The sequence below is a fragment of the Bacillus sp. FSL L8-0099 genome, assembly GCF_038006385.1.
In the GTDB taxonomy this organism is placed as follows: Bacteria; Bacillota; Bacilli; order Bacillales; family Bacillaceae_G; genus Bacillus_A; species Bacillus_A toyonensis.
The window spans coordinates 322,711-347,550 of the sequence record NZ_JBBOVC010000002.1; the positions used below are offsets into that span (position 1 = coordinate 322,711).

16 protein-coding genes and 4 pseudogenes are annotated in these 24,840 nt (G+C 34.2%); 15 read left to right on the forward strand and 5 right to left on the reverse strand.

Going from position 1 to position 24,840, the window contains the following annotated elements; genetic code table 11:
• Positions 1 to 380: 380 nt before the first annotated feature.
• From MHH42_RS29290 to MHH42_RS29320, 7 genes and pseudogenes are all read left to right on the forward strand, one after another.
• A pseudogene (locus MHH42_RS29290) lies at positions 381 to 1,244 on the forward strand (NAD-dependent epimerase/dehydratase family protein).
• Between the two features lie 14 nt (positions 1,245 to 1,258).
• On the forward strand, positions 1,259 to 2,743 hold the full coding sequence (galT, locus tag MHH42_RS29295) for a UDP-glucose--hexose-1-phosphate uridylyltransferase (RefSeq protein ID WP_340895124.1): 1,485 nt from the start codon (positions 1,259 to 1,261) through the stop codon (positions 2,741 to 2,743).
• Between the two features lie 121 nt (positions 2,744 to 2,864).
• The gene (locus MHH42_RS29300) at positions 2,865 to 2,999 is read left to right on the forward strand and encodes a hypothetical protein (protein WP_340895093.1); all 135 of its coding nucleotides are present in this window, start codon (positions 2,865 to 2,867) and stop codon (positions 2,997 to 2,999) included.
• Positions 3,000 to 3,324: 325 nt separating this feature from the next.
• On the forward strand, positions 3,325 to 4,755 hold the full coding sequence (locus tag MHH42_RS29305; protein ID WP_139138377.1) for an IS4 family transposase: 1,431 nt from the start codon (positions 3,325 to 3,327) through the stop codon (positions 4,753 to 4,755).
• Positions 4,756 to 5,505: 750 nt separating this feature from the next.
• On the forward strand, positions 5,506 to 6,966 hold the full coding sequence (locus MHH42_RS29310) for a glycoside-pentoside-hexuronide (GPH):cation symporter (RefSeq protein WP_340895096.1): 1,461 nt from the start codon (positions 5,506 to 5,508) through the stop codon (positions 6,964 to 6,966).
• 82 nt (positions 6,967 to 7,048) lie between these two features.
• Positions 7,049 to 10,402, forward strand: a complete 3,354-nt coding sequence (locus MHH42_RS29315; RefSeq protein ID WP_340895097.1) for a discoidin domain-containing protein — start codon at positions 7,049 to 7,051, stop codon at positions 10,400 to 10,402.
• 597 nt (positions 10,403 to 10,999) lie between these two features.
• Positions 11,000 to 11,137: pseudogene (locus MHH42_RS29320) on the forward strand (AAA family ATPase); the annotation flags it as partial.
• Between the two features lie 471 nt (positions 11,138 to 11,608).
• On the opposite strand, the gene MHH42_RS29325 reads toward MHH42_RS29320, so the two are convergent.
• Positions 11,609 to 13,039 (reverse strand): IS4 family transposase, encoded by a 1,431-nt coding sequence (locus MHH42_RS29325; RefSeq protein WP_199692109.1) that lies wholly within the window; start codon positions 13,037 to 13,039, stop codon positions 11,609 to 11,611.
• 470 nt (positions 13,040 to 13,509) lie between these two features.
• Here MHH42_RS29325 and MHH42_RS29330 point away from each other — a divergent pair, with 470 nt between their 5' ends.
• Positions 13,510 to 14,499 carry an ABC transporter substrate-binding protein gene (locus MHH42_RS29330; protein ID WP_340895099.1) on the forward strand — a complete coding sequence of 330 codons (990 nt, stop codon included), beginning with the start codon at positions 13,510 to 13,512 and terminating at the stop codon, positions 14,497 to 14,499.
• 901 nt (positions 14,500 to 15,400) lie between these two features.
• Here MHH42_RS29330 and MHH42_RS29335 read toward each other — a convergent pair.
• Entirely contained in the window at positions 15,401 to 16,402 is a 1,002-nt protein-coding gene (locus MHH42_RS29335) for a helix-turn-helix domain-containing protein (protein WP_340895100.1), read from the reverse strand.
• A gap of 403 nt (positions 16,403 to 16,805) precedes the next feature.
• Here MHH42_RS29335 and MHH42_RS29340 point away from each other — a divergent pair, with 403 nt between their 5' ends.
• The 3 genes from MHH42_RS29340 to MHH42_RS29350 all read left to right on the forward strand — a co-directional run bounded on the left by MHH42_RS29340 (position 16,806) and on the right by MHH42_RS29350 (position 18,540).
• On the forward strand, positions 16,806 to 17,978 hold the full coding sequence (locus tag MHH42_RS29340) for a tyrosine-type recombinase/integrase (protein WP_098993356.1): 1,173 nt from the start codon (positions 16,806 to 16,808) through the stop codon (positions 17,976 to 17,978).
• Positions 17,979 to 18,044: 66 nt separating this feature from the next.
• The gene (locus MHH42_RS29345) at positions 18,045 to 18,257 is read left to right on the forward strand and encodes a hypothetical protein (RefSeq protein WP_423243080.1); all 213 of its coding nucleotides are present in this window, start codon (positions 18,045 to 18,047) and stop codon (positions 18,255 to 18,257) included.
• A gap of 64 nt (positions 18,258 to 18,321) precedes the next feature.
• Positions 18,322 to 18,540: an alpha/beta-type small acid-soluble spore protein gene (locus tag MHH42_RS29350; RefSeq protein WP_001025757.1), complete on the forward strand. Its 219-nt coding sequence runs from the start codon at positions 18,322 to 18,324 to the stop codon at positions 18,538 to 18,540.
• 281 nt (positions 18,541 to 18,821) lie between these two features.
• On the opposite strand, the gene MHH42_RS29355 is transcribed toward MHH42_RS29350, so the two are convergent.
• The gene (locus tag MHH42_RS29355; protein ID WP_340895105.1) at positions 18,822 to 19,175 is read right to left on the reverse strand and encodes a prenyltransferase; all 354 of its coding nucleotides are present in this window, start codon (positions 19,173 to 19,175) and stop codon (positions 18,822 to 18,824) included.
• 250 nt (positions 19,176 to 19,425) lie between these two features.
• Between MHH42_RS29355 and MHH42_RS29360 the strand changes: the two are divergent.
• The 3 genes and pseudogenes from MHH42_RS29360 (at position 19,426) to MHH42_RS29370 (ending at position 21,378) form a co-directional block, all read left to right on the forward strand.
• Positions 19,426 to 20,046, forward strand: a pseudogene (locus tag MHH42_RS29360) (HAD family hydrolase).
• Positions 20,047 to 20,134: 88 nt separating this feature from the next.
• Positions 20,135 to 20,314, forward strand: a complete 180-nt coding sequence (locus MHH42_RS29365; protein WP_070174370.1) for a hypothetical protein — start codon at positions 20,135 to 20,137, stop codon at positions 20,312 to 20,314.
• Between the two features lie 302 nt (positions 20,315 to 20,616).
• On the forward strand, positions 20,617 to 21,378 hold the full coding sequence (locus MHH42_RS29370; protein WP_070174369.1) for a hypothetical protein: 762 nt from the start codon (positions 20,617 to 20,619) through the stop codon (positions 21,376 to 21,378).
• 182 nt (positions 21,379 to 21,560) lie between these two features.
• Here MHH42_RS29370 and MHH42_RS29375 read toward each other — a convergent pair.
• Positions 21,561 to 21,839: pseudogene (locus MHH42_RS29375) on the reverse strand (DUF5065 family protein); the annotation flags it as partial.
• Between the two features lie 520 nt (positions 21,840 to 22,359).
• On the opposite strand from MHH42_RS29375, the gene MHH42_RS29380 reads away from it, so the two are divergent.
• Positions 22,360 to 23,307, forward strand: a complete 948-nt coding sequence (locus tag MHH42_RS29380; protein ID WP_098072435.1) for a helix-turn-helix transcriptional regulator — start codon at positions 22,360 to 22,362, stop codon at positions 23,305 to 23,307.
• A gap of 109 nt (positions 23,308 to 23,416) precedes the next feature.
• Here MHH42_RS29380 and MHH42_RS29385 read toward each other — a convergent pair.
• Positions 23,417 to 24,786 (reverse strand): IS3-like element ISBth167 family transposase gene (locus MHH42_RS29385; protein ID WP_087949097.1). Its coding sequence is split into 2 segments (ribosomal slippage): positions 23,417 to 24,321 and positions 24,321 to 24,786, totalling 1,371 coding nucleotides; the frame shifts between segments, so codons are not numbered across the junction.
• Positions 24,787 to 24,840 lie beyond the last annotated feature (54 nt).

The following is a 24,840-nucleotide window of genomic DNA, read 5'->3' on the forward strand; positions in this document are numbered from 1 at the left end:
AATTAAAGGCCTATCTCGGAAGAGATAGGCCTCATTGTGTTCATTGAATCGTCGGGAACCGCTCTTGAAAAAGATTCCCTTTGTATGTTTTTTAATTGAGTTTTTGCAAGTGAAAAGCAAGATGTCTAAAAAATACGACAAGATGTTTATTGTAGAAGTGTTTTTACATACGTATAATTTAACAAAATAGCTTGTCAAATGAGTGCCCCACTGATGCTGTAGATGGCAAGATATAAAATCATTATTATGAACACTAATAAAAGAAGAGAGCTATCTGATTCTAAGTATGATGAACGAAGAAGAGAATTGTGAATCAACATTAGCACAGCTGCATGAAGTAGTGGGGATGGAGCAAGAGAATTAGTAAAGGAGGCAGTAAAATGAGTGTTTTAGTGTTAGGCGGCGCTGGCTACATCGGTTCTCACGCGGTTTATAAACTAATTGATCAGCAATATGATGTAGTAGTTGTGGATAATTTGCAAACAGGCCACGAACAAGCTATTCATCCAAAAACAAAATTTTATAAGGGCGATATTCGGAATAAAGGTTTTTTGCGAGAAGTGTTCCGAACGGAGAATATTGATACGGTGCTGCATTTTGCTGCAAATTCCTTGGCAAGCGAATCTATGATGAAGCCGATTACAGAAGACATGCTAAATAATGTGACTAGCGTGTACGGGGAACCGAAATTGACAATGGAGAAAATGATGAAATGGTGTTATGTTGCTTATGGATTTAAATATGTCTCTCTACGCTACTTCAATGTTGCAGGGGCAAGAGAAAGCGGCGAGATCGGTGAGGATCATTCCCCTGAAACACATTTAATTCCGATAGTGCTTTAAGCAGCATTAGGGCAAAGAGAACATATTAGGATTTTTGGTGACGATTACGATACGCCAGACGGTACATGTATTCGTGATTATATCCTTGTAGAAGATTTAATTGATGCGTACATTTTAGCAATTCGTTATTTAATGGACGGGGAAAACAGTGAGATTTTCAACCTCGGGAGCAATCAAGGCTTCTCGGTAAAAGAAATCGTGGAAACGGCCAGGGAAGTTACCAATCATCTGCTTCCCGTAAAGATTGGCAAAAGACGAGCGGGCGACTCAAACATGCTAATAGCTTCTTCGGAGAAAGCAAAACGGACATTAGGATGGCGGCCAACCCGTACGTCTGTCCATAAAATTATAAAAGATGCATGGAACTGGCATCGCAACAACCCAAACGGCTATGAGGCCTGAGGAGGAAAACGTTGATGATATATCAAGCTATCCAGCAGTTAATTGATAGTGCTATTGAAGTTCAATTGATTGAACAAGAAGATGAAATATATGCAAGGAATAAAATCCTTTCCCTGCTTCATTTAGATGGCTTTGTAGTGGAAGCGTCAGCGTCTGCAAAGAAAGAAATTCCTGAATTATTGGAAGAATTAATTGAATATGCTTGTACGCAAAAAGTCATTGAGAAAGTACTGGATGAGAAGGAGATTTTAGCAAGTGCAATTATGGATGTTTTTATGTCCAAGCCGTCCGCTGTCAATGGCCTATTTTATGAAAAATACGAACAAAATCCGAAGACTGCGACAGATTACTTCTATGAATCAAGTAAAAACAGCAACTATATCCAAATGAAGCAAATTGCCAAAAATATAAATTATAAAGTAAATACGGAATATGGTGCCATTGATATAACGATTAACTTATCAAAGCCGGAAAAAGACCCCAAACAAATTGCGAGAGAAAAAGCATTGGAAAGTACGAGTTATCCAAAATGTTTACTCTGTATTGAGAATGAAGGATATACAGGCAAAGTTGGACATCCTGCACGCTCGAACCACCGTATGATTCATATGAACCTTACAGATGAAAGATGGTTTCTACAGTATTCTCCGTATATATACTACAATGAACACTGCATTGTATTGTCCGCAGAACACCGAGATATGAAAATTGACCGTCAAACATTTTTGCGTTTATTAAAATTTGTAGAAAAATTCCCACATTATTTCCTTGGTTCCAATGCAGATTTGCCAATTGTAGGAGGGTCTATTCTAACACATGACCACTATCAAGGCGGAAAATATGAATTTGCTTTGGTAAATGCACCGAACGACTTAATCTTCGAACTAACCGAATTTTCAGAAATAAAATGTTCTATTGTTAAATGGCCCATGTCAGTTATTCGCTTAAGAAGTAAAGACATAGATCAATTAGTAAATGCAGGGGAGTACATATTAGAGAGGTGGAAGGGATATAGTGATTCTTCTATTAATATATATGCTCTTACGAATGGAATTCCGCATAATACGATTACGCCAATCGCACGCCACCGGAATGGTGTGTACGAATTGGATCTTGTTTTGCGAAACAATCGTACAAGTGAAGAACATCCGTTGGGTATTTTCCATCCTCATGAGGAAGTCCAGCATATTAAGAAGGAAAATATCGGCCTGATTGAGGTAATGGGATTAGCTGTACTTCCTGCTCGTTTAAAAACAGAGCTTCAGGAAGTGGAAAAGTTCTTGCTTGATATTCCAAGTGATATTCCATCGTATCATATACTATGGACAGAACAATTAAAAACTCAATATGGAAATCGGGTAAGTGAACAAAATGTACAGGATATTGTAAGAGAAGAAGTTGGACAGAAATTTGTACAGGTGCTTGAAGATGCTGGTGTTTTTAAACGCGACGAAGAAGGATTAGCTGCGTTTAAACGTTTTATTCAGACTTTAAATTAGGGATGGACAGAGGGGAATTGAGAATGGTAAAAGGAAATATTTAAGGCAGAAAAGGAAGGAACCTGTTAGTTTTACGGTGATTACAAAAGTACCTAATTTATATGATAAGGGAGGTAATAATATGGAAAAGTGTGAGCATAAGCAACTACATGAATTGAAACAGGTGGGTGGTCCTATATTAATGATGTGTATAAAATGTAATCAAATCCTTAAAGTGTCAAAAGGTCAGTGCAAAAATAAAGTAAAAAAGAATTAAGCGCATGTATTCCTAACGAGTGAAAAAGTAATTGGCGGGATCATAAATATTTTTATGTAAATGGTTTTGTAGCTAATTTATAGCACCCGGCTGTATATGGAGTGGCAGGCATGATAGGCTGATGATGAGTTGAGGTCCTTTTCAAAGGTATCGCCCAATCGCCAAGCATCATGCCTGCAGAGGCTTATTTACCAGTAGCGTGTGGTAAATAAGCTTTTCTTGGGGTAGCACCACACATCCATCAACTTAAGGATTTAGACTATTCTTGAAGTTAAAAGCACGTTACTATTCTCTTATGTTAATGAGAAAGGGTGACGTGCTTTTTATGAATATTCATCAAAAACAAGAGTTGTCTTTATTTGCTGAAGAGTTATATCGATATATGTCTCCCGCTACACTTAATCAATTAGCTATAGAAGCAGGCGGAATGAAACGAAAACGCAAGTGCCATGGGCACCATTTTTTATCTTTGTGTGTCTGGTTAAATCAACAAATCGCTACTACCTCTCTTACTCAACTTTGTAGTCAATTAGAAACTTCAACAGGAGTTTTATTAAGTCCTGAGGGACTTAATCGGCGATTTAACTCGGCTTCTGTATCCTTCTTTCGAACTGTATTTACTACACTTCTACAAGCGAAAATTGGAGGATTATCTAAGATTTCTCATGCTCTTTCTGCTCACTTTGAGCGTATTCTTATCCTTGACTCTACAACATTTCAAGTGCCGGATCGATTTGCATCTACTTATCCTGGTGCCGGAGGATGTAGTCATAGAGCTGGTGTAAAAATTCAACTAGAGTATGACCTGTTGAGTGGAGAATTTTCTGATGTGAAAATTGAACCAGGGAAACGAAGTGATCAAGCGTATGGTGCGACTCGAACAGATATGGCACAAAAGAATGAACTATATATTCGTGATCTAGGATATTTTCGTTTACAAGACTTTAAGTCTATTCAAGATAGGCAAGGATACTATTTATCACGTCTTAAGTTACCAACTAAGATATATAGAAAAGAGTTCGAAACAGTCGTATTTAAAACAAAACCCGCTCAACTGAGGCCGGTATATATACAAATTCATTTGGAAGAAATCATGAACCAGTTACAACCTGGCCAAGTGTATGAATTACATGATGTATATGTAGGGAGCAAAGACAAATTACCTACTCGCATTGTGGTTTATAAATGTACGGAGGAGCAAAAACAAAAACGCCTACGTGATCGAGCTATTCGTGAAAAGAAAAAAGGAATTACATATACAGAGCGTACGAAACTTCTACAAGGAATTACGGTATATATGACAAACATTCCTACGGAATGGGTACCAAAAGAGAAAATCTATGATTTATACTCACTACGTTGGCAAATAGAACTGTTATTTAAGATATGGAAATCCTGGTTTCAAATTCATCGTTGTAAATCTATTAAACAAGAGCGATTAGAATGTCATCTTTATGGACAACTCATTAGCATCCTATTATGTTCTTCTACAATGTTTAAAATGAGAGAACTCCTGTTGCGTAAGAAACAGAAAGAGCTAAGTGAATATAAAGCGATGTACATAATTAAAGATTATTTTTCACTTTTTCACCAAGCATTACACAAAAACACCCAAGAGCTATCAAAGGTTCTCCTTCGTCTGTTTAACCTCCTACAGCACAACGGACGAAAATCTCATCGATACGAGAAAAAGACAGTCTTTGATATTTTGGGTGTTGTGTATGAGTATACCACTTCTACTCATCAGATAGCATAGTAAAAAAATTGAAGCCCATCAGGGTTTATTTGATATGCCTACTTTTATAAAATCTATAAAAGATAATAAAAAACTATATGGAAAGACCGTATTGTGTATAAAAATATACCTTAAGTTGATGGATGTGGGGTACCGCCACATCGCTATCAAGCTAACAAAATAAAATACCCCCTAAAATGAAAAAATACGCTATTCTTTCTGTAGAATCATAGGAAAGGATGGTGTTTTTCGCATGAACTTATCGACTTTTGATAAACTAGAATTGTTTTCTAAAGAGTTGCAACGAAATATGTCACCACATGCCTTTTTTTAGAGTAATAATATTAGTATGTCCAAGTTTAAGAGATTACTTGCAAGATCTTTAGAATTCTTGCACCAGAACCCAGCTGGTCCAACAGCATGAAAAGGCAGTGTTTTTGAAAAACCACAAAAATCAAAATAAAGTTCGCTTGAGAAGTGATGCTGTTCTTTTTTCATAAAGATTGCTTATTCCGTGGGCTTCTTTCCTCTTCGTGATTACTATAACCTAATCTGCCTTTTGAAGGAAAAAATGCAACAAAAGGTTAAATGAAGGTCACAAAATGATATAAAAAAGAAAACGCTTTCTTGTTAAGCTATATACATGAAAAAGAAAAACATAGGAAGGACATTAATGTAGTTCATTAGTTTTTTACGCTTAACTTTGTAACCGCTTTCTTATCATTATTAAAGTTAAGTGGAGGTGAAAATTACAAAAAAAGGAGAATGAAAATGCATGGACAATTAAAACAACGTGTTTCCTATGCCTTAGGTGCATTTGGTCATGACATATTTTATGCAACCTTGAGCACCTATTTTATGGTCTTTGTTACGAGTGCGATGTTCACTGGGGCTGATAAAGCAACGACCGGAAAAATGATTGGAATTATTACGAGTTTAATCGTAGTAATCCGATTGGTACAAATTATTTTTGATCCGGTTATTGGTGGAGTAATTGACAACACAAAAACGAGATTTGGGAAGTTTAAGCCCTGGTTAGTCATTGGTGGTTTAGTTAGTTCTATCCTTCTTGTATGCATATTTACCAATTTCTTTGGTCTTGCAATTCATAATACTACACTGTTCATCATTTTGTTTGCAATTATTTATCTCTTGCTCGATATTTTTTATTCATTTAAGGATATTGCTTTTTGGTCGATGATTCCAGCGTTAAGCACGGACACTAAGGAACGAGAAAAATTGGCAACAGTTGCACGACTTGGTTCATCACTTGGTGCAAATGGGACTACACTAGCAGTTGTACCAATCGTCACCTTCTTTACGTTCTTGATGACTGGTAAAGATTCTCAAGGTGCCTCTGGTTGGTTTTGGTTTGGTTTAATTGCTGCTGTTATTGCTGGTGGAACAGCGATTATTACAGCACTTGGCACAAAAGAAAATGATAGCGTAATTCGTCAGCAACAAGAAAAAGCAGGCATTAAAGATATTTTCAAAGCTATTACTAAAAACGATCAATTGATGTGGCTAGCACTTTCATATATTGCATATGCGATTGCCAATGTTGCAACTACTGCTGTGTTATTCTTCTTATTCAAATATATTTTAGGAAATTCAGGTGATTTCTGGATTGTGGGATTAATTGCAGCTATATCAGGCTTAATTGCTGTTCCACTTTTCCCAACGCTCACGAAATTAATTTCAAGACGTTTTGTCTATATTGGCGGTATTGTGATGATGCTTCTGGCATATGTATGTTTCATCTTAGCTGGAACAAGTTTACCAGTGGTTATGGTGGGATTGGTGCTCTACTACTTCCCTCAGCAGCTAATTTTCCTTTCAGCTTTGATGACGATTACCGACTCAGTTGAATATGGACAGTGGAAAAATGGTACCCGAAACGAAGCTGTGACTTTATCAATTCGTCCATTACTCGATAAAATTGCTGGAGCTTTATCAAACGGAATCGTTGGGTTTGTAGCTGTTGCTGCTGGGATGACTGGCAATGCTACAGCAGCAGACATTACTGCACAGGGTGTTTCGACGTTTCATATTTATGCGTTCTACCTTCCAGCAGCACTCATGATTTTCTCTGCCATCATTTTCGCATGGAAGATCACATTAACAGAGAAAAAGCATGCGCAAATCGTCAAAGAACTAGAAGCAAAGCTAACTCATGGCAAGAAAGCAAATGAAGAGTTCAATTCTAGCGCTGCACTTTCTCATTCTAAATAAAGGCGTAGAAGCATAGAATATTTAGTCGAAATATATTGAATATAAAAGATAAGTTGAAAAATTGATGAATGGAGCTAAAGGTATGAAGTTTAATAAGATATTAAGCTTAGTTATAACTACAATATTATTTATAACTTCTCTAGGGACAACAACATCGGCAGAGACTATGGCAAAAGATAATAGTGAAATAGTTAAACATAATGAAGCACAAAGAACAACATTAAATTTTAACAATAATTGGGGATTTTATCGAGGGGATCTGGCAGGCGCTGAGAGTGTTGGCTTTGACGATAGCGCTTTTGCTGCAGTGACAATTCCACACACGATGAGACTTGAAAAAAAGCATGCCAATGGCGCGAGCGCTGTTTACCAGGGAATTGGCTGGTACAGAAAATATTTCACAATCGATGAAAGTCATAGGGGCAAAACAATCAATATTGATTTTGAGGGTGTAATGATCGATAGTGATGTTTATTTGAACGGAGAAAAAATTTACACCCACAATGGCGGGTATATAGGTTACTCCGTGGACATCACAAGCAAGGTGAAATATGGACAAACCAATGTGTTGGCGGTAAAGGTGTCCAGCTTTGACAATCCTGATACACCGCCAGGCAAGCCGCTTGCGAATCTTGATTTTCATTATTATGGTGGAATTTATCGAGACGTAACAATGAGAATTACGGACAAGCTACATATTTCCGATGCGTTACAAGCCAACAAAACGGCTAGCGGCGGTGTTTTTGTCACTTACCCTGAGGTGTCAAGCTCCAAAGCAACGGTTAATGTAAAAACTCATGTAGTGAATGAAAGTGATGATGCTGCACAAACCAAAGTCATCAGCAAGCTTGTAGACAAGAATGGAAATATTGTCGCACAAGGCGAAACAGACACAACAAATATAGCTGCAGGCGGGGATAATCAATTTAATCAAAATTTAACTGTAGTAAATCCTAACTTGTGGAGCGTTGATTCACCGTACTTGTATTCACTAGTTAGCGAGGTTTACAACGCATCAAACTTAGTTGATTCGACTACCACTAAAGTAGGTATTCGAACTATCGAGTATAAGTCGGATGGCTTGTATCTCAATGGTAAAAAGATTTACTTACGAGGGGCCAATCGACATCAAGCGTTTCAAAATGTAGGGGATGCTGCTTCGAACTCCATGCAGTATCGCGATGCGCTGCAAATCAAAGAAAACGGATTTAATGCGGTACGCGCTACTCATTATCCAAATGATCCTGCCTTCTTAGATGCAGCCGATGAACTTGGATTATTGGTCATAGAGTGTCAGCCGGGATGGCAAAACTTCACACAAAGCACTAAATTTTACGATTTAACTTTACGGGATGCCCGCGAAATGATACGACGCGATCGAAACAGACCTTCGGTTATCTTGTGGGAAACTTCCTTGAATGAAACCGCACCCCCTGCGTCTTGGGCGCAAGAAGTAACGCAAGCTGCGCATGCTGAGTATCCTGGAAACCAACTTTATACAGCGGCAGACCACGGTCTTAATGGTTCATATTATGACGTTAATTACAAAGTGGTCGATACGAACTGGAGTACAGATCCCGCTAGCTGGACGGATTTTAGTCCGAACAAACCATTTTTGACTCGTGAATGGGGAGATTTTGAAGAACCCAGTAAGGCACTCAGAAAAGAGGGTGAAGCTGTCATGAACACCCAAGTGATGACACGTCAGAGATATTTAAATGGCAATGGATATTCGGATTGGGGCGGTCTTGATGCCAATAAACGAATCGGCGGTTATTTCCTGTGGAGCTGGAACGATTATACTCGTGGTTCAACTACGAAGACATTAGGTAGCGGGACTGTAGATATTGACAGATATGAAAAGTATGGCTACTACTGGCTACAGTCGATGCAATCCGCTAAGGACCCATTGTATGGTCCAATGGTGTTTATTGCAAGCGATTATTCTCCAACATCAAGTCTTTCTGTCAATGTTTTCAGCAACTGTGATTCTGTAAAATTATATCAAAATAACGTATTAGTAAAAGAAATTACAAGAGCAGAGGCCTCCAAATCAGTTCCTAATATAGTAGGAAAAGGTGGAAGTCCGATATTTACATTCAATTTGGATCGGTTTGTTGCAGGAGAATTAAAAGCAGAAGCTCTATTAAATGGAGCTGTAGTTAAAACTCAAACCGTTCGGACACCTGGTCAGGCCCATCACCTCCAAATTGAAGTACGGGATAGAGGTATCAAACCGATAGCGGATGGTTCCGACTTAATTCCTGTGTATTTCAAAGTTGTCGATGCAAACGGAACTATTGTTCCGAATTATACAGGAACTGTAAAAATCTCTGTAGCTGGAGAAGGTCAACTGGTAGGAAAAGATATTCCAAGAATCGGGGTTGAAGAGCAAAATGTAGAAGGAGGAATTGGTTTCGCATTTGTAAGAACTTCCGGCACAAGCGGAAATATACAAATTACTGCTGAATCCGATGGTTTGGCTTCTGGGACTCAAACGGTAAGCACATTGCCTTACCAAGGACAGTTTGTGCAAGACGGACAACATACTCCTTGGGTTGGAGGGGTTGAAAAATTAGAGATTAAGGACGACTCAGATAAGAACATCGCAATTGGAAAGCCAGTTACAAGCTCTTCGGATCAAACAGGAAACGATGCTGTACATGCAGTAGATAATGATGAATCTACAAGATGGACTGCAAATGGACCATCTTTGCCTCAATGGTTGAAGGTAGATTTAGGGCAAATCTATTCACTTAAAGGTTTCAAGATGCTTTGGGAGAAACAAAATGATGTATATAAATATAACATTGAAGTTTCAAAAGACGGTTTAGTATGGAATAAAGTTGTAGACCAATCAACAAATACATCTCCTAACGGAGCGGAAGAGACAGCATTGACCGACTGTAGGGGCAGATATGTAAGGATAAATATTGTAGGTAGCATAACGAATAATGACTGGGCGTCTTTATATGAATTTAAGGTTATCCCGGCTGATGAACAGTTACCGGGTGCTATTATTCCCGATGAAGCTATTCAAACGATCGAGTCATCTTCGGAAGCTGAACCTGGTCGAGGCACCGATAAGTTAAGAGATGGCGTTACAACTATAGGTACCGGATGGCTGGCCAAATCGACGGCATTACCGCAATCGGTAACTGTTAAGTTCAATAAACCTCAAACCTTAACAGGAAGTCGTATACATTGGGAAAAAGACAGCAATTGGTACAATTATGATTTGGAAGTATCAAGTGACGGCCAAGTATGGCAAAAAGCTCTAGATGGCCGTTACGTAGGTGGACAGCAGTTCACACCGGAAACTTTTACTAAGGCGTATGAGAATATTAATTATGCTCGTGTAACAATCAATCAAATAGTTGCTGGCGGAGGTTATCGAGTAGGCATGGCCGAACTGATACTATACGGCCAAGACTAAAACGATTCTGCAACTGTTTCAGGGGTTCTGTTGCAAAGTTTGAAAAAAGCATAAACAGATCGATAAATGAGGAACAATGTTTAGGAAGTAGCTAGTAATTGTTGAAGTTCATTGTACGTTGAAAAGGCGGAGTCTATTTGATTTTGTTAAAAACACCGAAAGGTATTATCGGGCTTTTAGTTACTGACTTTCTATATAATGTTCCACATTATATAGCGTAAGAGAAAAGGATAGATAAAGCAGATATAATCAGCTTTATCTATCCTTTTTTAGTACCACATATGACCTCATTTACTACTACAACAATAGGGAATTTTACTGCAACATGTTGTAGGTTATATTTAACAAAAGCGCCCGTTTGTTAAATATAGATTTGCTAAAAGATTAATTTAATATAACTAAGAATTGGTACTATACAATTAGAATTATACATACTTTCAAGCTCTGATTTTGTTATCCATTTTTAGGTTCAATTTCATTTGTCTCAAATACCCCCGTTTTTGAGATTAGATAAATCACTTAGACTAGAAAAAGTAACGTTTTTTCATGTCTAATTTTGCTTAGCGTATATTTTCGTTAAAATGTGGGCGATACGCCAGTCGAGGGAATTTTCGATTACTTGAACGATTATTCTCCCAAATTGAAAGAATAATGAAAATTAATCATTTAGACAAAATCACTACCGAAGTCGTTGATGTAGCAAGAGATTCTTTAGTAATTGGAGAAAATGAGTAAACAAGCAGAAAGAGAAGTCTATAATTTTATAGATTTCTCTTTTTTTATGCAAATTATCTCCTAAAGTTACACGTTTAAATAAACTGGTAAATAATAGTATCCCAAAAACTTTACTTTTTGGGATACTTTATTATAAAAAGTAGGGGGCCCACCAACCAAATGACATAAAACCCATGTTAAGACATTTTATGAAAGTGACGTAAATAGTGCCTGTTTTAATGGAATTGAGTTACCAAGATTATAATTTAAAGCCGATTATCTTTTGATTCGTGAGTAAACCATCGCTTAAAATTACTTATAGGGACAGTGAAAAATCTTAAGTTGATGGGCATGTGGCGGTACCCCACATCCATCAACTTAAGGTATGTTTTTACACAAAATGTGTTCTTTCCATAGAGTTTTTTATAATCTTTTCTGGATTTTATAAAAGTTGGCATATCAAATAAACCCTGACGGGCTTCAATTTTTTTACTATGCTACCTGATGAGTAGAAGTGGTATACTCATATACAACACCCAAAATATCAAAGACTGTCTTTTTCTCATATCGATGAGATTTTCGTCCGTTGTGCTGTAGGAGGTTAAACAGACGAAGGAGAACCTTTGATAATTCTTGGGTGTTTTTGTGTAATGCTTGGTAAAAAAGTAAAAAATAATCCTTAATTATGTACATCGCTTTATATTCACTTAGCTCTTTCTGTTTCTTACGTAACAGGAGTTCTCGCATTTTAAACATAGTAGAAGAACATAATAGAATACTAATGAGTTGCCCATAAAGGTGACATTCTAAGCGTTCTTGTTTAATAGATTTACAACGATGAATTTGAAACCAAGATTTCCATATTTTAAATAACAGTTCAATTTGCCAACGCAGTGAATATAGATCATAAATTTTCTCTTTTGGTACCCATTCCGTAGGAATGTTTGTCATATATACCGTAATGCCTTGTAAAAGTTTTGTACGCTCTGTATATGTAATTCCTTTTTTCTTTTCGCGAATAGCTCGATCACGTAGGCGTTTCTGTTTTTGCTCCTCGGTACATCTATAAACCACAATGCGAGTAGGCAGTTTGTCTTTACTCCCCACATATACATCATGTAATTCATACACTTGGCCAGGTTGTAATTGTTTCATGATGTCTTCCAAATGAATTTGTATATATACCGGTCTCAATTGAGCGGGTTTTGTTTTAAATACGACTGTTTCGAATTCTTTTCTATATATTTTAGTTGGTAACTTAAGACGTGATAAATAATATCCTTGCTTATCTTGAATAGACTTAAAATCTTGTAGACGAAAATATCCTAAGTCACGAATATATAGTTCATTCTTTTGTGCCATGCCTGTTCGAGTCGCACTATATGCCTGATCACTTCGTTTTCCTGGTTCAATTTCCACATCAGAAAATTTTCCACTCAACAAGTCATACTCTAGTTGAATTTTCACACCAGCTGTATGACTACATCCTCCGGCACCAGGATAAGTAGTTGCGAATCGATCTGGAACTTGGAAGGTTGTAGAATCAAGGACGAGAATCCGTTCAAAATAAGAAGAAAGAGAATGAGAAATCTTAGATACTCCTCCAATTTTAGCTTGTAGAAGTGTAGTAAATACAGTGCGAAAGAAGGCTACTGAAGCCGAATTAAATCGTCGATTAAGTCCCTCCGGACTTAATAAAATTCCTGTTGAAGTTTCTAATTGACTACAAAGTTGAGTAAGAGAGGTAGTAGCGATTTGTTGATTTAACCATACACACAAAGATAAGAAATGGTGCCCGTGGCACTTGCGTTTTCGTTTCATCCCGCCTGCTTCTATAGCTAGTTGATTAAGTGTAGCGGGAGACATATATCGATATAGCTCCTCGGCAAATAAAGATAACTCTTGTTTTTGGTGCATATTCATAAAAAGCACGTCACCCTTTCTCATTAACATAAGAAAATAGTAACGTGCTTTTAACTTCAAAAATAGTCTAAATCCTTAAGTTGATGGATGTGGGGGCTCGCCACATCACCATCAAGTTAAGAATTTGGTTGCTCCCCAAAACGAAAAAAATGTGCTTTTTTGTTACAAGTAGCACAAAATTTCGTTCTGGGGGTAGTATAAAATTTTAGCTTGATGGCTATGAGGCGGGACTCCTATAGGAAACTACAGGCCAAAGTACAATATAAAGCACCCGCCAAATTTGAGAAACTTTCAGATGTGGAAGGTTATTCTTTGAATCATTTCCGTATTCCTATCTAACTGATTTCTTATATTTTGTCGGATATTTCAATGCATTTTTAAATATCTGACAAAATATCATTGACAGCTTATTAATTTATACATCATTATTAATAATGAAAATCATTATCGAACTTATCGGAGGACTTACTATGCGTACATATTTAAAGACGATACTTAGTTTATTGTCAGCTCTTTTTTTAGTGTTCATAGCTGCTTGTGGTAGCAATGACGTGTCAAAAGAAAAAACAGATTCAAAATCAAACAAAGTACAAGGTTATACCGTTAAACATGCTATGGGTGAAACAAAGATCACAAAAACTCCTAAACGCGTTGTTGTTTTAACTAACGAAGGAACAGAAGCGATTTTATCAATGGGAGTAAAGCCTGTTGGTGCTGTGAAATCTTGGCTAGGGGATCCATGGTACGATCATATTAAAAGCGATATGAAAGATGTTAAAGTTGTAGGGGTTGAACATGAAGTTAACTTAGAGAAAATTGCATCGTTAAAACCTGATTTAATTATTGGTAATAAGGTACGCCAAGAAAAGGTGTACGATAAATTAAGCGCAATTGCTCCAACAGTATTTTCAGATACACTAGGAGGCGATTGGAGGGAAAACTTTAAATTATATGCAAAAGCTTTAAATCTTGAAGAAGAAGGCAACAAAGTATTAAGCAAATTTGATGCACACCTAGAAGGTGTAAAACAAAAATTGGGTGATAAAGTAAATCAAGAAATTTCTGTTGTCCGTTTCATGGCTGGAACTTCTCGTATTTATTACACAGATTCTTTTTCTGGAGTTATTTTTGATCAATTAGGTTTTAAACGTGTGAAACAGCAAAAAGAGCTTTTTACTGCTAACAGTAAATTTGGCAACCTTGCTATAGATGTAGGAAAAGAAATGATTCCTAAAATGGATGGAGATGTTCTTTTTTACTTTACATATGCTCCAGAAAATGATCAAAAAGCATTAGATAAAGCAAAAGAAATGACAAGCGATCCTCTTTGGAAAAATCTAAATGCTGTTAAAAAGGGAAATGCACATGAAGTTAGTGATGCAGTTTGGAATACCGCTGGTGGTGTAATTGCAGCTAACAAAATGTTAGATGAACTTGAGAAAATTATGCTTCGCAAATAAGGTTTCAACTTCTTAATTTTTTTATATTAAGGCCGGAGAGTATAAAAATACTTTCCGGCTTTTACTATTTTTTAATGGAAACTTTTGAAAGGATAGCACCCCATCGCTATCAAGCTAACAAAATTAAATACCCCCTAAAATGAAAAAATACGCTATTCTTTCTGTAGAAAGACATGAAAGTCTAAACTAAAATCTCATGAATAGTCGCTGATAATTGGCCGTTATGATAAATTTTATAGGTACTTTTATGTCTTAATAACGGGACATTAAACTCTAAACTACTTAGCCAGTAATATTACAATATTTGAAAATAAATCTTTGAATAGAAGTTTACTTTCACAGTTTCAATAAGAAAAACCACAGCAATTACTGTGGTTTTTTTATTAATGACCCAAACTATGTTGTAAATGCTCATAGTATTTTATGTTGGATTTTAAAAAAAGTGTTAGATTGTAAATATTTTTAATAAATTTTTTATTTTGGGATTTCTTATGTAGAACATAAATGAGTTAAACAAAAAACCTAGTAAAAACTAGGTTTTTTGTTTGAAAAAATACCATTTTCATCTTAATACATCTCTAATTTCACTCTATTTTATACAAATTTTTATAAAAGGTTCCAAAGTAAACTAATAAATATTAGTTTATAGTTTCTTGCTTCAACAAAAACGTCAATGTGAAAGTTTAGAGATTCTTGTCCTTGTACAGTACAAATTTCTAAGATAGGAGGGGAGTTTAACATACATCCTCCAAGTGTTCGTTAAATTCACATTTAACGAACACTTGAATGGTGAAATTCTATCTCTACTAGGGGTAGCATCAAATTGCTATTAAGTTAAAATTTATAAACCTAAAAAGCGTAGAAAGATTTATTTTCCACGCTTCTTATTATTAATAAATATTTACTGTTGTTCTAAATTTCTTATATAAGATTTTACAGCTTGTAATAAGAATTCTTCCTGTCCCATACCTGCACTCGCTGCCATTTGAACTATTTTCTGCTTAAATTCATGATCTGCATGAAAAGTGAATGGCTCCACATTACTTTTAAAGTAAATTCCTTCAACATGTGGAAGTATCGTACCGGATTTCATATGAGAATGTAAGTATTTAATCTCTTCTTGAAATTGCAATGGATCAACTTGTAATACGAAAGGTTTGATTTCTAATTTAATAGTATCAGATGAAACACTCAATCGCATATTTGTGACACCTAGCTCTTTATAAAATAAATTTATTAGATTATAAGTAATGGAATGAAATAGCTGAGGTTTTTTAAATGAAAAAGATAAATACCCTCGTTTTGTAATTACAGCTTGCTTATGGAAAGGTTCAAAGGAGTAATCATGTTCTTTATACGTGGATAGAGGGAAAATTTCTTCGTCTTCTGTAAGAATCTTGCCGTCTGCTCCATTGACTTCTATTACTCTCGCTATTTTTCCGGTATGTTGATGTGTTAATAATTGATATAAATATATATCTTCGTCTTGAATCTTAGCAATGAATGTTTTTCGCTCTTTTGATGTAGTTTTTTCATAAGTAAGTTGAAAAGTTTCAAGGTCATCTTTATCAATGATATATACTTCTTTTCCGCGCTTTTCAATCTTTGAAGCAGGTAGTTTTCCAGATTTGATATATGTAAAGATAGTAGATGGTGCTACATTCAGAATCTCAGCTGCTTCTTTGGTACTATAACCCTCAATCTCTTCGCTATTTTTTAAACGTTCAATATCCTCTAAGTAGAAAATCTTACTACCAAATTGCTTCCAGTTATCTTTATATACACATTCTATTAATCCATCTTTTTCTTTCTTTAAAATTGTTTGTACCGTTACTCCTAATAAGTCGGCTGCCTCTTTTGTCGTTACAGTAGGTTTTGTAATGAACAATAAATCTTGTGTCATGAAAGGACACCTCCATAACTATTGTTTACTAGTATTTTAGATATGTATATATCATATCAGAATATGAGATATATTTAAAATGAGAAATAGATTTTATTAAAGTTCTTATAAATTTTTGTATTTTAAAAAAAATTTAGATTTAAATTATCTCTTAATGTATTTTAAGTTTTATTTTCTTTATAAAAGTGATTTGAAATCTTAGATATTAACTATTAAATGATATCTATTCACTAATAAATTATAAAAAAATATAAGTATAGGATAATAGAGAAGAATGTGGGATTCTTACAGAAAGAAAATGTGTTATCATTTGTATAATTGATAGAAGTAAAATAAAATAATAAGTATAAGTAATGAAGAGAACTATATTCATAATCTTCAATAGGAGAGGTGAATTCGAAATATGGATAATAACAATACAAAAGATAATTTATCTATTATAAACAATCAAAGGGAGTATATAGATACATATGTAGAGAATATAAATGATATCGTTCCATTTCTGCATAACAATGGTTATGTAGATAAGGTGGAAGAGAAGATGGAGGTTGCAGAGAAAGAGGGGAAGAGTAAATATACGTATTTAAGTGACCTAGAAGTCATTTATCATTTCGTACATTTACAAAAAGATATGGATGAAAAGAAAAATAGGAAAGAGGATACGAAAAAGAGTTATATATCTGAAATCTTGTCGTTTTGTCAGTGCATGGTACAGCATGCAGAGGAATTCGAATTGAATGGGGAAGAGGTACAGCAAAATGACTCTTTATTAAAAACATTACAGCCCTGGCATATTCGTAAATATAATGCCTGGTTGAAGCAGGTAGAGAACGGTAGAAATGGGGATACGTACGCGGTCGCAACACTTGCAAAAAAATCAGTACTTATACGTTCTTTTTTAAAACACCTTCATGTATTTGCGTATATTGAAAGACCTCTTCACGAAGAACTGCAGCGCGCTAATGTAAATGAACAGGATCGGCCAAATCGGGACCTATCCTATGATGAAGTGATGAAAATTTTAGGGTTTTATAAAGAAAAAGGGCATTTAATAAACTATACAATTTTACTAGCTCTAGCAAGTACTGGTGCAAGAATTCAAGAATTGTGCACCGCGAAAGTGAAAGACTTACATTATGACGGAAAGTATTGGTTAAAAGTCACAGGAAAAGGGGATAAAGTACGTGAACTTTTCATTCCTGAGCATTTATTCCATTGTATTAGCGAAATGAGACGGAGAAGAGGAGTCTCAACTATATTGGATCGGGGAGATGAATGTCCTTTATTCGTAAATCAAAGAGGAAATTTTTATAATCCGAAAACTTTATCAAATCAGGTAACAGACATGATAAAAAAGACAAATTTAGATTTCTTAAAGTATCGTGAAAATCCTGTAACGGCACATACATTTCGTCATGCATTTGCAATCATGGCAGTTGAACAAGGAAATGCGGATCTATATCATTTAATGCAAACACTAGGTCACGAAAATATCCAAACAACAAAAATCTATTTAGAGAAGCATATGAAAAGAAAGAATAATGTGGGGACTTCATTTGCGGATATGTTGGTGTAAAATTTTAATATGAAAAATTGCTTAATTATGTCTTTTTTACATAATTAAATACTCATTATTGAACGTGTGAGGAGGGTTAATTATAGAATAGAATACTCAAGAATCTACACATTAAGAAATGGCCAAGAAAAATCAATAAAGGTAGAGTCCTGGCGTTCATTTCGGGAAGAAATGAATGTGTTAGGAATTCAGGATTCAGATGTGTTTCAAATTCAGTTAGTGGAATATGGGAAAGAGAGAACGAAAAAGAATTCTCCTAAAAATCCTAGAAGAAAATAGTCTACTTACGTATAAATATCATAATTAAGCACATGTTATATACAAATATAGTGGAGGTGCAATTATGAATATTCAAAGACACGAAAGTAATACAAATGAAATTCTTATTTCTGCTGCTGCAAGTGCTATCGAACAAATGAAGTATGAAATTGCTCGTGAATTAGGAGTCACACTAGGACCTGATACATCATCACGTGCAAATGGATCTGTCGGTGGAGAAATTACAAAGCGCTTAGTTCGAATGGCTGAGGAACAATTATCAGGACAACACAGATTACATTAAGTTAAAATAATAAAAGGAAAAAGGGTCCATAAAACGGATCCTTTTTCCTTTTATTTACACAAAATCAGAAAATTAGTTTTTATTACTTAAAAACGACCTTCCAGATTGCTTTATAAGAGGTTTTATTCAATAAGGCAATACAATAAGAGGTGAATTGAAAATAATCCATTACAAGTAGATTTAGAGCTTTTCAACATATTATTGTTATGTTTTATTATTTTTTTATTAGTTTATTAAAAATTGATAATTAATGAAGTCATCTCTTTAATTAACCATTGATATTAATCGATAAATAAGGGAATAACAAGGATAATTAAGCCTAAAGCAGAACCAAAGATGTAATTAAAAACAGGAGTTTCTTTGGTTTTAGAATATACTATGCCATGTAAAGAATGACGTATTAGTAAGATAAATGATAGAATCCCTACAGCAAGAAATATAGTTAAATTCGCAATTGGTGATAGTGTTTGATTTATTTTTATAATACCGGTTGAAATAAATCCAAATAATATTGTATTCCATATAACGTAAATAAAGAAAGGTATATAGTATAAATTATTAGATTCTTTTTCCCTCCATTTTGGATCTTTTGAAACTTGAACTGACATTTCCAAAATATCTCTCATAGGCTTCATTTGTATATTCCCCCTAAGAACTTTTGTATTTAAGTAATATTATACCAGCTAACAATTGAAACATTAAATCAATTTCAAGATTGTGTATGAGTACCAAACTGCAGATAATTAGTTTGAAGATTTAACAATAGTTTTGTTAATTGAGACAACTTAATTGGATAGAGTGTTTTTATAATAAAGATAGCATAAACGTAATTAGAATTTAAAATGATGTAATTTTTGGAGTAGAGTTATAAATGGAGGGATTAGTGTGATTTCATCTCTTATATTTGATGTAGATGGTACAATTTTAGATACAGAAAAAGCAATATTATGTTCGCTACAATGGGTTTTGAAGGATGAATTAAATGAAGATTATACATTAGATGCGTTGGAATTAGCATTGGGTATCCCTGGGAAGGAAGCTTTAAAAAAATTGAATGTGCCTAATATAGACGTTATTCATGCAAAATGGAGTAAAGCTGTATTAGATTAATATCATGAAGTCTCTATGTTTAAATCACTTGAAGATATCATTGGTATGTTGTCTCTAAGTAATATAAAACTAGGTATTGTGACGTCGAAAACTAAACAGGAATTAATAGACGAATTTGAGCCATTTGGCTTAAGTAGTTATTTTAAACATACAATTTGTGCATGTGATACGGATAAGCATAAACCACACCCTGAACCTTTATTAGCCTGCTTAAAACCATTAGACGTTCCTTGTCACGAGGCAATTTACATTGGTGATTCTATATATGATATGCAATGTGCCAAAAGTGCTGGTGTGAAATTTGCTCTTGCTTCGTGGGGATCAAAAACAAAAGATGCTTTTAAAAACGCCGATTATATTTTAGAAGAACCAAAAGATATTTTAAAATTAATATAAAGGCTTCATGTTTTACTTTAACTAGATTAGATATTGTAAAACCATATATTAAGTAACATTAAACTAAACAAAAAAGGAAGTGAAAAGTATGGCTGTATATACTGAAGAGCAATTTATATATTTTACAAATAAATTGAACCAATTGGAGTCTGTAAAAGAGAACAGGGAAACATATTGGTATGAATATAGAAAGCTACAAGACTGGTTGCATGAACAGCAACTAAGTACTAGTTTTATTAGATGGGTTGAAGAGAGAATGAAGAAATAGTTCCTGATATATCATTTAGAAGTAACTAATAGATAAAAATGGCTATTTTGAAATCACCTGCATACCATTCATGATGAAGTAGTTTTTAGTTGATATATAACAAATGAGGCATCCAGTGGGGTGCTTTTTCTTTTGGGATAGAAATCCCCTTGGTGACTATATTTTAAAGATAATTAATAATTACGGTACGTGAAATTTTACAGACAGAGGAGATATAGGATTACATTTTATATAAGGAGGGGAGAATGAAATGTAAGAGTGTGAGTCAAATGTATTTACTATTATAAAAATGGAGGGATGTTATGAACGCAGTTTTTAGGAAGTGTATACGGATTTTAAACGCGTTAAACGCTGCCAATACATACTTAGATAGCTTATTGCAAACTAAAACGTATCTGCAGCTCATAATACTGATCTTATTTTGTATCGCCACAGTATACTTACCTTCCCCTGCATTTACGTTCAATTTTATAAATAATATAGATATCGTGTTACAATATGCGTTTAAAGCATTATGTTTTTCGCTTCCTATCTCATTGGTATTTTTATTTATAATGTGGGATCAAAGATTTTTATTTTCTAAAAAAATCACATTCCATCAGCTAAAAATTTCTTTCTTCAGTGCTTTCATTATTTATTTTATAATGTTGCTGTTTTTGGCTGTACTAATATCGCTAACAACATTCACCGGGACATCAAATCCCATTGTTAATGAAGGGAATATCAATATGTTTTATAAAACTCCTGGAATTGCAATTCAATTAATTGGGGAGAATATCATGTTTGTATCTATATTATTCTTTTGGCACAAGATTATACGCTCCTTCGTAACAAGTCCCATTACCTCAATTACAACCTCTTTAATATTGTCTGGAAGCTCATTTGGGTTACTCCATCTTTCCACGTATAATTTTAACTGGATACAATGTTTAGCAATTATCGGTATACCAGCCATCATTCAAATGATTTTCTTTCTAATATTTAAAAATATCCATATGGGATATATACTTCACTTCAATTACAATTTAATCATTTTACTTTTTAACTACATAGTTTCTATTTAAACTATTTTACAACTAAAAACGAAAGAAAAGGTACCCCTGCTGCAAGGTACCTTTTCCAAGGGGTATAACTCATTACCTAAGCAGCCGTTGGTTAAGTATACCGCTTAGACTATTACATGAGTTATATTTTTATTATACATTGATCATACCAAAAATATTATCATTAGTGAAATTAACATTCATTATTTTGTAATTCTAAAGCTGCCACCATAATAATAATGTTCACCAAGTTTCATAACAGCTACTTATGATCCTGGCTTGTAAACTGATGTAATAGATGTTACAAATCTACAATAATTATGCACAGTACCAGAATCATAAATTGTTTTATACCTTTGCATATTTACTACTTCATTTAGTCGATATATCTTTACAATACCTGTATCTTTACCACCTGTATAAATTGTAATGTCAAAAGTATCTCCATGCTTCAAATCACCAACGGTTAATTCTTGTAAGAAGAATTCTAGTTCAGTGTAAATTGCACAGAATACGGTTCAATAGGATACAAAAGTAAAGAGTGGTGTTTATATACTGGAATTATAAAAAAACTAAAGGGAATAGAAATGTTTAAAAATCCATAAAAAAAGAGCCTGTCCTTGAAACAAGCCCTAGCTACAAGAAATAGCGTAATTGAGATGTCTATATATTACCATTTAACTATTTAAAATTCTAGTTGTCTTATGTTGAGAAATAAATTATAGGTATCGTAATGAAAACTTTATTTGGGATCAAATAAATTCTCTGAAACGTAGGTCGCTTCAGTTTTAATTAACAGCTCGTGAAAAGTGAGAAGAAGAGCTTTAAACTGATGTTTTTATGAAAAAAACAATGAGGAGAACTAAAAAACAGAATTCTTTTTAAAAATTAAGTACGTGATTAGTACAGGATAAAAGAAATGGTTCAGTTCATAAAAAATAAATTTAAGGTTATTTTATTTGCTACAAATATACTTCTTGGAAAAATAAAGACAAATGTTATATGATAAATTTAAGAGATTGGGGGAATGAAATTTTGAACGAGTCATATACAGCAGAAGAAGCTGCAAAGAAGTTGAAGATATCTAAACTAACTGTTTATGAGCTTATCAAAAGAGGAGAACTGCCATCTTATCGAATAGGTAGGCAAGTTCGAATTGATGTAGAAGATCTACAGAAATACATAGAGCAAAGTAAAACAGGGAGCTTAAAAAATTCCGCTCAATTATCTGAAAAACATAATTTAACGAATGCAATTGTAATAAGTGGACAAGATATGGCATTGGACATACTAGGAAAGTATATGGAGAGTAGTATGGGAGAAAGAATGCTAAGAGCTTATGATGGGAGTCTTACAAGTTTGATTCGTTTGTATAATGGTGAAGGAAATATAGTCAGTCTACATCTATTTGATGGTGATACCAAAGAATATAACATTCCCTACACTAAAAGAATTTTAACAAATTCCCAGTATATAATTTTAAATTTACTTTTAAGAAATGTTGGATTTTATGTACAAAAAGGTAATCCAAAGAATATCAAAACTTGGGAAGATTTATGTAGAGAAGATGTAAAGATAGTGAATAGAGAAGTTGGAGCGGGTATACGCGTTTTATTAGATGAACAGTTGCGTATTCATAATATACATAGAACAAAGATTAAAGGTTATGATTACGAAGAAAGTAGCCATTTTAGTATTGCAACTAGCGTAGCTATGGATAAAGCGGATGTGGGAATAGGGATTGAAAATGTAGCTAATATAACAAAAGTTGAATTCGTTCCATTAATAAAAGAACAGTATGATCTTATAATCTTAAAAAATGAACATACTGTTAAAATCATTAATGAAATTAAAGAAGTACTGCATTCAACAGACTTTAAACAAGAACTAGAGTCTATTGGAGGATATGATTTAACATTGACAGGAAACACTATATATGAATCTTTTTAGTTAGATTTAATGTCTTGTTTTTATTTATAATAAAAAGATATTAGATGGGATTTATAAATAGAAAAAGACTGCTTTATATGAACTGAACCCAAAAAATTAGACAAATATATTAAGCAGCTACTAAGGATTGAACTCTGTATTGCACAGGGGACAATCCTTTTAGTTTTGTTTTAATTCTTTTGTGATTGTAGTAATGAATATAAGTTTCTAGTTCTTGCTTAAATTGTTCCATACTTTCAAACTCTTTAAGATAAAGTAATTCAGACTTTAATAAGCCAAAGAAATTTTCCATGACTGCATTATCTAAGCAATTTCCCTTACGGGACATACTTTGGATAACGTTATGTTTTTTAAGCGACTGATGATATTGTCGCATTTGATAATGCCAACCTTGATCCGAGTGTAAAATAGGAGTTTCCTTATCATTCAAACGTTGAAACGCCTTATTCAACATTTTAGAAACAAGGGAATAGGCAGGTCTATGTTCTATATTGTAAGCTATAATTTCTCCGTTATATAAGTCTAAAATGGGTGATAGATATAGTTTTTTACCATGTAAGTGGAACTCCGTCACATCTGTTACCCATTTTTCATTTGGTTTTGATGCGTGAAAATTACGTTTTAAAATATTAGGAGCGAATTTCCCGACAGTCCCTTTATATGAACGATATTTTTTTAATCGAACAAGACATTTTAATCCCAGGATATTCATTAAACGTCGAACGGTTTTATGATTTAATGCATGGCCTCGATTACGTAATTCCAATGTAATACGACGATAACCATACCTCCCAAAATTCTCACTAAAGATCTCTTTAATTAATTCTTTAACTTTCTTATATTTATCTGGACGTTTCGCTTGTTTCATCCAGTAATAGTACGTACTACGAGCGATATTAGCGACTTTCACAAGGTCAACGACCTTGTATTTATGCCTTAATTCATAAATCAATTGCGCTTTGTCTTGGTCTGTGATGTTTTCTTCTTTTGAACTAAGGCATTCAACTTTTTTAAATAGTCATTTTCCATACGCAGACGTTCATTCTCTGCTTGTAGCGCTTCTATAGAACCTTCAAGAGATACTTCGTTTTGTTTTAAATGTTGTAGCTTAGCTTTTTCTTTGGCCATGGTTAGACGCCCCTTTTTCTTTGATTTTAGGGCATCTAATCCTTCTGTTTCATATGCTACTTTCCATTTTCGGAGTGTTTCGCAAGAAGGAATATTAAAAAAAGCAGCTGTTTCTCTCAGAGATGTCCCATTTTCATTCATATAATGAATTACATCTAGTTTATACTCGAGAGAGTAAGTTGTATAGCGTTTTTCAAACGCCTTTTCCCCTGAAAATTCAAACCGTTTAATCCATTGATAAAGTTCTCTAGGATGAACCCCTATAGAATTAGCAATGGTTTTTCCGCCTTCCGTACCTTCTAGATATCGTTTTACTGCTTGTATTTTATCTTTTGAAGAAAATTTAGCCATAAAAAATGCACCTCCAATTGTTAATTATGTGTCTAACAATTGGGGTGCACTTCA

Bases quoted from the DNA above. Each gene is read 5' to 3' on its own strand.
- galT (WP_340895124.1), top strand. From the start codon at position 1,259: ATGATATATCAAGCTATCCAGCAGTTAATTGATAGTGCTATTGAAGTT.
- MHH42_RS29300 (WP_340895093.1), top strand. From the start codon at position 2,865: ATGGAAAAGTGTGAGCATAAGCAACTACATGAATTGAAACAGGTGGGT.
- MHH42_RS29305 (WP_139138377.1), top strand. From the start codon at position 3,325: ATGAATATTCATCAAAAACAAGAGTTGTCTTTATTTGCTGAAGAGTTA.
- MHH42_RS29310 (WP_340895096.1), top strand. From the start codon at position 5,506: ATGCATGGACAATTAAAACAACGTGTTTCCTATGCCTTAGGTGCATTT.
- MHH42_RS29315 (WP_340895097.1), top strand. From the start codon at position 7,049: ATGAAGTTTAATAAGATATTAAGCTTAGTTATAACTACAATATTATTT.
- MHH42_RS29325 (WP_199692109.1), bottom strand. From the start codon at position 13,039: ATGAATATGCACCAAAAACAAGAGTTATCTTTATTTGCCGAGGAGCTA.
- MHH42_RS29330 (WP_340895099.1), top strand. From the start codon at position 13,510: ATGCGTACATATTTAAAGACGATACTTAGTTTATTGTCAGCTCTTTTT.
- MHH42_RS29335 (WP_340895100.1), bottom strand. From the start codon at position 16,402: ATGACACAAGATTTATTGTTCATTACAAAACCTACTGTAACGACAAAA.
- MHH42_RS29340 (WP_098993356.1), top strand. From the start codon at position 16,806: ATGGATAATAACAATACAAAAGATAATTTATCTATTATAAACAATCAA.
- MHH42_RS29350 (WP_001025757.1), top strand. From the start codon at position 18,322: ATGAATATTCAAAGACACGAAAGTAATACAAATGAAATTCTTATTTCT.
- MHH42_RS29355 (WP_340895105.1), bottom strand. From the start codon at position 19,175: ATGAAGCCTATGAGAGATATTTTGGAAATGTCAGTTCAAGTTTCAAAA.
- MHH42_RS29365 (WP_070174370.1), top strand. From the start codon at position 20,135: ATGGCTGTATATACTGAAGAGCAATTTATATATTTTACAAATAAATTG.
- MHH42_RS29370 (WP_070174369.1), top strand. From the start codon at position 20,617: ATGAACGCAGTTTTTAGGAAGTGTATACGGATTTTAAACGCGTTAAAC.
- MHH42_RS29380 (WP_098072435.1), top strand. From the start codon at position 22,360: ATGATAAATTTAAGAGATTGGGGGAATGAAATTTTGAACGAGTCATAT.